Annotated in this window: 9 protein-coding genes and 1 pseudogene; 3 read left to right on the top strand and 7 right to left on the bottom strand. The window is 68.5% G+C overall.

Translation table 11 applies throughout. The features are described 5' to 3' along the window. The 4 genes and pseudogenes from VN419_RS04780 to VN419_RS04795 form a co-directional block, all read right to left on the bottom strand. Positions 1–225: pseudogene (locus VN419_RS04780) on the bottom strand (hypothetical protein); the annotation flags it as partial. A 13-nt stretch (positions 226–238) separates the two neighbouring features. Continuing rightward, entirely contained in the window at positions 239–1474 is a 1236-nt protein-coding gene (locus VN419_RS04785; protein ID WP_325644998.1) for a class I SAM-dependent rRNA methyltransferase, read from the bottom strand. Beyond that, positions 1471–3903: a carbamoyltransferase HypF gene (gene hypF / locus VN419_RS04790; protein ID WP_325645000.1), complete on the bottom strand. Its 2433-nt coding sequence runs from the start codon at positions 3901–3903 to the stop codon at positions 1471–1473. Before hypF ends, VN419_RS04785 begins: the two co-directional genes overlap by 4 nt. A gap of 119 nt (positions 3904–4022) precedes the next feature. Beyond that, positions 4023–4979, bottom strand: a complete 957-nt coding sequence (locus VN419_RS04795; protein WP_325645002.1) for a DUF362 domain-containing protein — start codon at positions 4977–4979, stop codon at positions 4023–4025. 106 nt (positions 4980–5085) lie between these two features. On the opposite strand from VN419_RS04795, the gene VN419_RS04800 reads away from it, so the two are divergent. Beyond that, positions 5086–6720, top strand: a complete 1635-nt coding sequence (locus VN419_RS04800; protein WP_325645004.1) for an ABC transporter ATP-binding protein — start codon at positions 5086–5088, stop codon at positions 6718–6720. 16 nt (positions 6721–6736) lie between these two features. On the opposite strand, the gene VN419_RS04805 is transcribed toward VN419_RS04800, so the two are convergent. From VN419_RS04805 to VN419_RS04815, 3 genes are all read right to left on the bottom strand, one after another. Next, positions 6737–7105, bottom strand: a complete 369-nt coding sequence (locus tag VN419_RS04805) for a hypothetical protein (RefSeq protein WP_325645006.1) — start codon at positions 7103–7105, stop codon at positions 6737–6739. 2 nt (positions 7106–7107) lie between these two features. Continuing rightward, positions 7108–7713 (bottom strand): hypothetical protein, encoded by a 606-nt coding sequence (locus tag VN419_RS04810; protein ID WP_325645008.1) that lies wholly within the window; start codon positions 7711–7713, stop codon positions 7108–7110. 67 nt (positions 7714–7780) lie between these two features. Beyond that, positions 7781–9406 carry a glycosyltransferase family 9 protein gene (locus tag VN419_RS04815; protein WP_325645010.1) on the bottom strand — a complete coding sequence of 542 codons (1626 nt, stop codon included), beginning with the start codon at positions 9404–9406 and terminating at the stop codon, positions 7781–7783. Positions 9407–9755: 349 nt separating this feature from the next. Between VN419_RS04815 and VN419_RS04820 the strand changes: the two genes are divergently transcribed. Then, the gene (locus tag VN419_RS04820) at positions 9756–10064 is read left to right on the top strand and encodes a DUF485 domain-containing protein (protein WP_325645012.1); all 309 of its coding nucleotides are present in this window, start codon (positions 9756–9758) and stop codon (positions 10062–10064) included. Continuing rightward, a complete protein-coding gene (locus VN419_RS04825) occupies positions 10064–11611 on the top strand; it encodes a sodium:solute symporter family transporter (RefSeq protein WP_325645014.1) in 1548 nt (515 codons plus the stop codon). The genes VN419_RS04820 and VN419_RS04825 overlap by 1 nt, the downstream gene beginning before the upstream one ends. Positions 11612–11705 lie beyond the last annotated feature (94 nt).

Here is an 11705-nt window from a genome sequence, read left to right on the forward strand (position 1 = left end):
GGGCAGGAAGCGGAACAGCCAGTCGCCCCCGGTGCCGAAGCCGTTGATGATCTCGGTCTCGATCCCCGCGCGCACCAGCACGTCGGCCTCGTCGCCCTCAAGGGTCGCCAGCTCGTGCAGAATGGCTGGCACCAACCCGCAGGTCACGTGGCGCAGGTCGATTGTGCGAAGCGTGTCGGTCTTGATCTCGCCTGCCGGGGCGGGCGCTGCTTGCAAGTCTCTCATATGCGCGCTCCCGCTACAGGCCCTTGCCCGGCCGGGTGACGCGGCACAGGAAGCCCTTGAGGTATTCGGTCTCCGGCATGGCCGGGTGGATGGGATGATCCGCCGCCTGGTGGCACTGGCGCACGATGGACAGGCGCACCCCGGCGTCGCGGGCGGCCCCGGCCAGCACCTTGCGCAGGTCGTCGCGCCCCACGTGCTGCGAGCAGGAGCAGGCGATGAGGAAGCCGCCGTCCTCCACCAGCTCCAGCGCCAGCCGGTTGGCCGTGCGATAGGCCGCCAGGCCCTTTTCCATGTCCTTGCGGCGCTTGACGAAGGCCGGGGGGTCCACGCTCACCAGCCCGAAGCGGCGGCCCTGGGCGCGCAGCTCCTTCAGGCCCGCCAGGGCGTCGGCCTCCAGGATTTCCACCCGGTCCGCAACGCCGGAAAGCTCCGCGCTCTTGGCGGCATAAGAAAGCGCCACGCCCGAGGCGTCCAGGCACACGGCGCGTTCTGCTCCGGCGTGCGCGCAGGCGATGCCCAGGCCCCCGGCATAGGAAAACACGTCCAGCACCTGCCGCCCGGCGGACAGGGAGGCCGCCATGGCCCGCGTCTCGCGCATGTCGTAGAACCAGCCGGTCTTCTGCCCGCCCGCCAGGGGGAAGGTGAAGCGGCAGCCGTTCTCTTCGATGACGGCGTCCTCCGGCACGTCGCCGGCGGCCACCTCGACGCCGCGCGCCAGGCCTTCCAGCTCGCGGCCCGGCAGGTCGTTCTTGAGCAGGATGCCCGCAGGGCTCAGCAGCTCACCCAAGATGGCGACGATGTCGGCCCGCAGGCGCTCCATTCCGGCAGTGCCGATCTGCACGGCCAGCACCTCGCCGAAGCGGTCCACCACCAGGCCGGGCAGGCGGTCGGCCTCGCCGAAGACCAGACGGTAGTACGGGGCGGCGTAGAGATCTTCGCGTAAAGAAAGCGCCGCGCGCAAACGGCTGCGAAGCAGCTCGGCGTCCAGGGGGCGGGTGGCGTCCTGGCAGTACACGCGCCCGGCGATGAGCGCGCCGGGATTGACGTAGGCGCTGCCCAGGGGGCGGCCCTGGGAGGACTCCACGCGCGCGCACTCTCCGGGCGCAAAGCCCGTGAGCGGCGTCTTGGCCACGTCCACCTCGTTGCTGAAAATCCAGAGGTGCCCGGCGTTCAGGCGGCGGTCCTCGTTCTTGCGCAGGGCCAGGGTGCGCAGGCCCGCGGCCTGCTGGGGGGTATGGGGCGCGCTCATATGGGGCACGACCCGCGCAGGGTCAGCAAACGCTGGCCGTAGGCCGCCTGTCCGAGGGAGATGCAGCCGTCGTTGGGCGGCAATTGCTTGTGGGTCAAGGGGATGAGTCCTCTCTCGGCCAGGGCCTTGGGCAGTTCCTGGGCGAAGGTGAGATTCTGCATCACCCCGCCGGAAAGCGCCACGTGCCGCAGGCCGTGTTTTTTGGCGAATTTCGCGGCCATGTCCGCCAGGCCGATGATCAGGCTGGCGTGGAAGCGCCGGGCGATGACCGGAACGCTCTCGTGCGCGTTGATGTCGTGCAGCAGGCCGCGGAACAGGCTGTAGGTGTCCAGCTCGCGCGGGAGCTGGTCCGTCTCCAGGCGTCCGGTGCCGCTGCTTTTGATGAGCGAGCAGGGGTACTCGGCGGCCTCGGCAATGGGGATGGAAAGATCCTGGGCGCGCTCCAGCAGTATGGCCGCCTGGCCCTCGTAGGTCATGCGCAGGCACAGGCCCAGCATGGCCGAGGCCGCATCGAAGAGCCGCCCGCAGCTTGAGGTCAGGGGGCAGTTGAGGCTCTTGCGCAAAATCTGCGGCAAAAACGCGCTGGCCTGCTCGAACTGCGGCAACCAGGGCCAGGGGGGCGAACCGTCCTGGCCGCTGGCCTCCATGTCCAACTCCCAAAGCATGGCCTGGGCCAGCCGCCAGGGTTCGTGCACGGCCGCCTCGCCGCCGGGCAGGCTGAATTCGGCGAAATGCGCCAGACGCTCGTGGCGCAGGGTGTCCGTGTCCACCAGCAGGCATTCCCCGCCCCAAATGGACCAGCTCCCGCCGCCGCCCAGGTTCGGCTGGCTGGTGCCGAAGCCCGTGCCGTCCAGCGCCAGGCACAGGGCCGGGCCCTGGTGCTTGTTCTCGGCCAGCACGGCGTGGGCGTGGGCGAAATGGTGCTGCAGGGGGCAAATGGCCACGCCGGTCTTGCGGGCCATTTCCTGGGCCAGGCTGGTGGTGAGGAAATTCGGGTGCTGGTCGCGCACCACAAGCTCTGGCTCCACTTGCAGGATGTCCTGGAAGTGCTCGGCCATCTCGTGGTGGAAGCCCAGGGTCTCGATGTTCTGCATGTCGCCCAGGTGCTGGCTCACAAAGGCCTGATCGCCCTTGGTGAGGGTGAGGGTGCACTTGAGCTCCGGCCCCAGGCCCATGACGCTCGGGCCCTTTCCCGCCAGGAACACCGGCTGCGGCGCAAAGCCGCGCGCCCGGCGCAGGTACTGCGTCTCGCCCGTTTCGGGCAGCACGCGCAGTACGGAGTCGTCGGTGCGGATCAGGATGTCGCGGTTGTGGAACATGAAGATATCCGCCAGCTCCGTCAGACGGGCCAGGGCCTCGCGGTTGCCCAGGCAGATGGGCTCGTCGCTGACGTTGCCGGAGGTCATGACCAGCGCGGCGGGCATGTTCTGCCGCTCCTGGGAGAGCAGGCGGCCATAGCGCTGGAACAGCACCTGGTGCAGCGGGGTGTAGGGCAGCATGAGGCCCACAAAATCCACGTCCGGGGCCACGGCGGCGGCCAGCGGCGCCCCGCGGGACTTCTCGCACAGCACGATGGGCCGTGTCGAGCCCGCGAGCCACTGCTCCTCGGCCTCGCTGATGACGGCCAGGGCGCGGGCCGTGGCCATATCCGGCACCATGACGGCCAGGGGCTTATGCGGGCGCTTCTTGCGGAGGCGCAGCTCGCGCACGGCCTCCTGGCTGGTGGCGTCGCACACCAGGTGGAACCCGCCCAGGCCCTTCACCGCCGCTATGCCGCCCTGCAGCAGCACCGCCGCCAGCTTGCGCATGGCTTCGTCTCGCCGCGCCACCACCATGCCGGAACGGTCGGACAGCCAGACCTTGGGCCCGCACACGGGGCAGGCGTTGGGCTGGGCGTGGAAGCGCCGGTCGCGCGGGTCGTCGTACTCGCGCTGGCAGTCCGGGCACAGGGGGAAGCAGCCCATGGAGGTGTTGGGGCGGTCGTAGGGCACGCTGCGGGTGATGGTGTAGCGCGGGCCGCAGTTGGTGCAGTTGGTGAAGGGATACAGGAAGCGCCGGTTGGTCTTGTCGAAGAGCTCGGCCTGGCAGTCCGGGCAGGTGGCCACATCCGGGCTGATGAGCACGTCGTGCCCGGCCCCGCCTGTGCTGCGCTTGATGCTGAAGCCCTCGGCCCCATCCTCGGCGTTCCGGTCCTGCACGGTGACGCGCAGGATGCGCGCCAGGGGCGGCTGTTCCGCCTCCAGGCGGCGGGCGAACTGGTCCACGGCCCTGGGCTGGCCCTGCACCTCTATGACCACACCCTCCGGGGTGTTGCGCACGTTGCCGGAAAGATTCAGATCCTCCGCCAGGCGGAAGATGAAGGGGCGGAAGCCGACGCCCTGCACCTGTCCGGTGACGGTGAACCTGCGGCGGATATCGGCGCTTGCCATGAACGCTCCTTGCCTTCTTTGACGTGGTGGCCCGGCGTGCCGGGTCTTGGCGCTTTGTGGTGATAGCCAAGGCCGGGCCCATATGCAAGGGGCCCGCGCCGCGCGCCAAAGTCCGGCGGTCAGCCCAGGCGGTCCAGCAGGCTCTTCATCCGTCCGCGCGCAAAGCGCAGGGGCTCGAAGCGCATGGGGTCGAGGCCCGCCTGGATGACGAAGCCGCGGGCGTCGAAGGCCTGCGGGCCTTCCAGCGGAAAAACGGCCTGGGCCGGATCGGCCCCGGGCAGCCCCCGCGCGAGGGCCTCGGCCCACAGGGGCACGGAGTGCGGGCTCTGCCCCAGAAGGGCGTAGAGCACGGCGTCCAGGGCCAGCGGCGTAGCGGACGCGCCCAGCAGGCCCAGAAGGAAGGGCTCTCCGTGCACGGGCCCGCCCCGGTGCATGGCCACGATGCCGTCCACCAGGGCAGTCACCGGCGGCAACGCGGCCAGGACGTCGAGCACCATGGATTCCATGGCGCCGGGCGTCTCGCCCAGGCGCATATGGGCCAGGGCCTTGCGGCAGCCGCACACGCAGCCGAAAAGATTCTTGACCCCGGCCGTGACCCGGAATTGCCCATGGGCCTTGAGCCGCGCCACGCTGACGATGCGCCCGGCCTCCAAAGCCTGCCGCGACACGCCGATGCTGCCGCCGAGCGAAAGGGCCAGCGGAACCGGACGGCCCAGGCTGGCCACGCGCAGGCCAAGGGGGCGCAGGGCCTCGTCCATGCCGCAGGCCCGGGCCACGCGCTCCGCGCTGCCGAAGGCCGGGGAATCGGCCACTCGCACCTGCGCGCCCAGGTCCAGCAACTGCGCGCACACGGCCCGCAGCACCTCCGGGTGAGTGCAGGAGAGCCCGGCGTTCCCGCGCGAGACCAGGTTCGGCTTCACCAGCACGCGCTCCCCGTGCGAGAACCGCGCCCCGCAGGCGGCGAAGAGCCGCTCCACGGCCCCTTGCAGGGCCTCGCGGGCATAGCTTTCCTGGCGCAGCAGTGCCACTGGGATGGCCGGAGTTCCGGCGCCGGGCGCGGTCACGGTTGCGGTCATGGCCTGAGCGGTAGCCCGAAAGCCGCGCAGTGGCAAGGACTTGCACCCCCTGACCTGCCCCTTGCGGTAGCCGCCGCCTCTGGGCATGATGCGCCCCGGAGGAAGCATGAGCGAGCACAACGATTTTTCCGGCCAGGCCGCGGCCGCGCCCCTGGTGAGGCTCTGCCGGGCCAGCGTCACGCGCGGCGGTGCCAAGCTGCTGGACGGCGTCGACTTTTCCCTGTGCGCTGGCCAGCGCTACGCCCTGCTCGGGTCCAACGGCGCGGGCAAGACCACCCTGCTGCGCCTGCTGCGCGGCGACATCGCGCCCGATATCGAGTCTGGCCGCAGCGCCGGAGAAGTCCGCAGCTACGACCTGCCCGGCGCGGGCGGTCCGCAGGCCACGGCCCTGGGCCTGCGCCAGCGCCTGGCCCTGGTCTCCGGCGACATGCAGGACCTCTACGCCACCAACGAATGGCCCATCACCGGGCTGGACGCGGTCATCACCGGCTTCTACGACACGCCGCTGCTCTATTGCGAACCCACCCAGGCCGAGCGCGAGGCCGCCCGGCGCAGCCTGGACGAGCTGGGCCTTGCCCACCTGGCGCAGCAGCGCGTGGCCCGCATGTCCACGGGCCAGGCCCGGTCCGTCCTTTTGGCCCGCGCCCTGGCCTGCGGGCCGGACGCCCTGTTCCTGGACGAATGCCTGGAGGGCCTGGACGCCCCGGCCAGGGCGGCCTTCCTGGCCGTGCTGGACCGCGCGGCGGCGGCGGACCCGCGTCTGGCCGTGCTGTTTTGCAGCCACAGGACCGGCGGCCAGGGCGAGCTGCCCAAGTGCCTGACCCTGGCCGTGGCCGTGCAGGCCGGGCGCATCGCGGCCAGCGGCCCCCTGGCGGAGGTGCTCTCTCAATTGGAAACGGCCGGGCCTGAACAGAGTGCAGCGCCCGAAACGCAAACCGGCCAGCCCGCTGCGCAGGCCGCGCCGGGCTTCTTCACGCCTGCGGCCCTGCACGGCGATTTCCTGGCGCGCATCCGCCGCGCGGACGTGGTGGCGGGCGACGCGCAGCTGCTGCACGGCATCGACTGGACCATCCGCCCCGGCGAGCACTGGGCCGTATTGGGCAGAAACGGCGCGGGCAAGACCACCCTGCTCTCGCTTCTGGCGGGCGAAATCTGGCCCTCTGCCCTTGAAGGGCCGCCGGGCGGGGTGGAATATGGCTTTATGGCCCAAGGCGAGACCCTGGACGAGACACGCAGACGCCTGGGCCGGGTGGGCGCGGCGCTGGACCGCGACTACGGCTGGGATCTGACCGTGCAGGAGACGGTGTGGTCCGGGGGCTTTGGCAGCATCGGCCTGTACGCCGAGGCCGGGCCGGAACTGCGCGCCCGCGCGGACGGCCTGCTGGAGTTCTTCGGCCTGGCCAAACTGGCGGGCAGGCGCATCAAGACCCTCTCACGCGGGCAGCTTCGGCGGGTCATGCTGGCCCGGGCCCTGGCGGGAAACCCGGCCCTGCTGCTCCTGGACGAGCCCATGGCCGGGCTGGACGCCCGCGCGCGCAGAAAGGCGCGGGAGCTGTTCTCGCGCCTGGCGCAGGCAGGGGTGCCGCTGGTGATGGTGACGCACCACGCCCGCGACCTGCCGGAGGAGATCAACCGTGTGCTGGCCCTGGCGGACGGGCGCATCGTGTTCCGCGGCGAGAGGCTGGAGTTTGAAAAACAGCAGGCGGCCCGCCCGAAGGGGACCGCCTGCGCGGAAAAGTGATCACAGGAAAAGCGTTCTAGCTGTTCTGGCTGATGTAGTGGCCCTGGATGCGCGAAGTGGGGCGCGTGGCGCGTCCGTAGCCGGCGTGGCGTTTCTGCTCCTTGTCCGCGCTGCGCATCTGGCTGCCCAGGTCCTTTTGCAGCTTGCCCGCCTCGTCGATGATGCGGGCTTGCAGCTCCTTGAGGGCGTTGAGCTTCACCAGTAATTCGTCCAGACTCTGCGAGGCCGGGCTGGCCAGGCTCTCTTCCGAGAGGGCCTCGGCTATGAGCGTGTCGCGCCCGAAGGCCACGGCCTCGGCTTTGTCCACATCGCCCGCGGCCAAGTGGGCCAGCTCTTGCCGTCCCAGCTCCAGGGCCTTGTCCAGCAGCTTGAACGCGGCGTGCATGGCTATTCCTTCCCGGAAATCCGGACGTCCTCGCGCAGCAGCGCGACGACCTTCTTCCAGCGGTTCACGGCGGGCAGGAATTCGTACTCCAGGAGGTCGGCCAGGAGAATCCAGTCCTCGTTCTCCAGCACCTCGGTCATCTCGCTGAACAGGCCGGAGAGCTGGTCACTGGCTTCCAGGAACTCCTTGTGGTCCTTGAGGGCGAACTCGCCGCGCAGCACGCTGACCATGCCGATGAAGTCGCGCGTGACGTCCAGCAGATCCTGGTAGGTCTCCAGAGCCTCGGCGTCATCGGCCTGGCGGAACATTTCGGCCACGCGGGTGGCGCCCTCGCCCATCAGCGTCACGACCTTGTACAGCTCGCGGGTGATCTCCACCGCCACTTCGGCCACGCCGAGGGTGCGGATGTCCACGGTCTTCACGTCCGTCAGGTCGATGTCCTCGGCCTGGTGCGGGTAGATCTCGGAGAAGGGCTTGTCGTTGACGAACACGTCCGTCACCACCCGGTCCTCAAGAGCTCCGTCTTCCATGACCTTCACGAAAATCTGGTCGAGATTCTGAAAGCTCGACACTTCCAAATCCTGTTTGCGTCCATCGATGAGAATCATATGTTCCCCCTCCTTGGGTGTTTCGATCGCGGATGAAATTTCTGCTTGCGACTGCCCGTTGCCATCCTTATGCAACATCAGTGCCAGAAACTACGCATCGCCGCACGTATTCCAAAAGCAGTGAAAAACGCCCGGCCAGAGCCAAGATCCCGCCAAGGTCCAAACCGGGCCGCTCGGCCTCGAAGGTCCACAGGGCGGACAAAAGCGCCAGCCGTTCCTGGGCTTCCAGGGTGCCGCGCACGCGCTGCCAAGTGGCCAAGAATTTTGTCTTCATGGCGGGCATGGGGTCGCGCGCAAGCAGTTCGCCCTGGCGCGCAAGCAGATTCAACAGGGTCAGGGCCTCGTCGAGGCTGCGCGAGAGGCTCTCCGCCGCCAGGGGCGAAAGTTCGGCCCGCGGCAAGGCACCGATCATGGCGTCACTCAGGGCCTCGCCGTCAAGATACGGACGATACAGGGCGCGTTGCAGGCGGATGAGCCGGGTGCGGTCCTTCGCCTCGTGGCCGGACAGGCTTTCCAGGTCCAGCAGGCCGTCCGCTCCCAGAACCGTGCGCCAGACGCGCGCGCCGGAAACGTGCACGCCGCGCGGATCGCCGCGATGTTCTTCGCCGCCAAGCATGGCCAAGGCCAAGGCCTGCACGCCGGTGGGCTCGATGGCCTGGCGGCAGGCCTCGTCATTCGGGCAGGCGCGGCCAAAGGCGCAAGGATGGCAGGGCAGATCGGGCTCCAGGCACAGGCAGCCGGGCAGGCCGGGGCCGGTGTCCCATGGCTGGGCCGTGCACAGAAAGATCGCCAGGCAGGGCACGCCGAGGCCTGCGGCCAGATGCATGGTGCCTGTGTCGTTGGTGATGAGCAGGCCGCAGTTGCACAGGGCGGCGGCCAGCTCCCGCAGGTTCGTGCCGCCCACAAGATCCACGACCGGAGCGCTGCACAGGGCCTTCAGCCGCTCGGCAAGGGGCTTCTCCGCCTCGGTGCCCACCAGCACGGGGGCGTAGCCCACCTGGGCAAGACCTTGCGCAACCTGTGCAAAATATTCCACCGGCCAGCGGCGGCGGTCCTCGCTCGCGCCCAGTTGCAGGGCCACGAAACCCCGCGCCGGGGCTTGCGGCACAAGGGACAGAAGCCGCGCCCGCGCAGCCTGCCGTTCCTCCTCCGTGGGTCCGCGCAGACCGAAATCGTTCTGCCCGCTGCCCGCATCGCCGCTGGGATCGCCAGTCAGGCCGGAAATCCGCCGGAACAGATCCACCACATTGAAGGGGCTGGCCCCGCGCGAACTTGCCGCCAGTTGCAGGAAGGCCGCCCAGAGGCTCGAGTCGGCGTTGAAGCCGTGATCGTCCAGCACGAAGCCCAGGCTTTGCGGAGCGCCGAAGGTCATGGCCAAAAGCCGCGCGGGCTGCGAAGGCGTCAGATTGATGACGGCGTCGGGTTTGAACTCGCGCCGTACAGTCTGCACAAGCTCATGGTGCACCTGAAGCGCGCCCTGCCAGCCGCCGTCGGCCGCGTTCAGCCGGGCCAAAAGCCGCCCGCCCCGCAAGGGGAACAGAGCGGAAACGTCGCGCATGAGCTCCGCCGCGCCTGCGAAGTTGTCCAGGCACACCAGACCCACGCGGTGGCCCCGGGCCGCAAGGCCGCTGATGGCGGACTGGGACTGGAGCAGGTCGCCCAGCCGGGTGAGATTCAACACAAGGACGTTCATGCGTGCTCCGGCAGATGTTTCTTGCGCCAGATGAAAGCAAGAAGCCTGCCGACGGCGCGAAACGCCCTTTTTCCCCTGCTCTCGCGCCCGGTTTGCGCCGTTCACCGGAGCCGGAGGCCTGACCCGACCATTGGCCTGCGGCGAACGGCGCAAAATCGCGGGTGAGTGTTCAACCGGCTCAAATGATTGCTCACCGCCCGAAACCCGCCGTTTGACGAAACGCGCTGTCTGCGCGGGGAAAAGCCCTTTACAGCTGGCTCACGAGGTCGGCGCGGACGGCGCGCACGCGAAAACGCCGATGCTCGCGGCAGGGCAAGCAGCCACAGAACAGCCAACAGGAGGAAGCAGCATGAAAAGGGACGCGCAGACAATCATCGACTCGCCCGAGTTCCGGGACCTGGTCGCAAAGAAGGGGTTCATCTCGGCAGTGCTGACGGTGATCATGCTTGGGGCATACTTCGGCTTCATCCTGGTCCTGGCCTTCGACAAAAGCATTCTCTCGGCGCTCATCTCTGACGGACTGTCCGTCGGCATCCCGGTTGGGCTCTTCGTCATCCTGCTGGCCTGGGGCCTGACCGGCGTCTACGTGTTCTGGGCCAACGACAAGTATGACAGCGCAGTGAACCAGATCCGCCAGGGACTCAAAAGGAGCGAATAATGGACCAGTTCACCTCCACCATCGGACAGCCCAACCTCACGAGCATCCTGTTCTTCATCGTGTTCATCTCGGTGACCATGGGCATCACCTACTTCGCGGCCAAACGCACCAAGACCACGGCGGAATTCTACACCGCGGGCGGCGGCATCTCCGGCTTCCAGAACGGCCTGGCCCTGGCGGGCGACTACATGAGCGCGGCCAGCTTTCTGGGCATCGCCGGGCTTGTGTCGTTGAAAGGATATGACGGCCTCATCTACTCCATCGGCTTCCTGGTGGGCTGGCCGCTCATCATGTTCCTCATCGCCGAGCCCTTGCGCAACCTGGGCAAGTACACCTTCGCCGACGTGGTGGCCTACCGCCTGAGCCAGAAGCCCATCCGCATCGCGGCGTCCGTCGGCTCGCTCATGACCGTGTGCTTCTACCTCATCGCGCAGATGGTGGGCTCGGGCTCGCTCATCAAGATGATGTTCGGCCTGCCCTACGAGGTGGCCATCGTGTTCGTGGGCGCGGTGATGATCGCCTACGTGCTCTTCGGCGGCATGCTCGCCACCACCTGGGTGCAGATCATCAAGGCCGTGCTGCTTTTAGGCGGGGCCACGGTGCTCGTCATCATGGTGCTTTCCAAGTTCGGCATGAATCCGGTGAACCTCTTCGCCGCGGCCCAGGCCAAGTACGGCGACAAGGTGCTGGCCCCCGGAGGCCTCGTGTCCAACCCCTGGGACGCCGTGTCCCTCGGCTTGGCGCTCATGTTCGGTACCGCGGGCCTGCCGCACATCCTCATGCGCTTCTACACCGTGCCCGACGCCAAGGCCGCGCGCAAAAGCGTGTTCGTGGCCACCGGCTTCATCGCCTTCTTCTACATCCTCACCTTCATCATCGGCTTCGGGGCCATGGTGCTGGTGGGCCAGGACGTCATCACCACCGTGGACAAGGGCGGCAACATGGCGGCCCTGCTCCTGGCCGAGGTGACCGGCGGCACCATGTTCCTCGGCTTCATCGCCGCCGTGGCCTTCGCCACCATCCTGGCCGTGGTGGCCGGCCTCACCCTTGCCGGGGCCACCACCTTGTCCCACGACCTGTATGTGAACGTGTTCCGCAGCGGCAAGGCCAACGAGCAGGACGAGGTGCGCGTGGCCAAGGCCGCCACCCTGGCCCTGGGCGTGCTCGCCGTGGCCCTCGGCCTGGCCTTCAAGGGGCAGAACGTGGCCTTCATGGTGGGGCTGGCCTTTGCCATCGCCGCCAGCGCCAACTTCCCGGCCCTGCTCTTGTCCATCACCTGGCGCAAGTTCAGCACCTTCGGGGCCGTGTGCTCCATCGTGACGGGCACGACGCTCGCCGTGGTGCTCATCATCTTCAGCCCCACCGTGTGGGTGGACATCCTGAAGAATCCCATGGCCGTGTTCCCGCTCAAGAACCCGGCACTCATCTCCATCGCCGGATCCTTCCTGGCCGGGTACATCGGCTCGCTCATCAAGGGTGACGCGGACGCCGAAGCGCGCTATGCCGAGCAGAAGGTCCGCAACTACCTGGGCGTGAACGTGGAGTAGCGCCCGCACGCTCGAATCCCTCCCCCTGCCCCGGCCGCGCCGCCACTGCGGACGCCGGGACAGGGGGAGCCTCCCGCCGGGAAGGAGCCCGCCC

The sequence above is a fragment of the Humidesulfovibrio sp. genome (assembly GCF_035560995.1).
In the GTDB taxonomy this organism is placed as follows: Bacteria; Desulfobacterota; Desulfovibrionia; order Desulfovibrionales; family Desulfovibrionaceae; genus Humidesulfovibrio.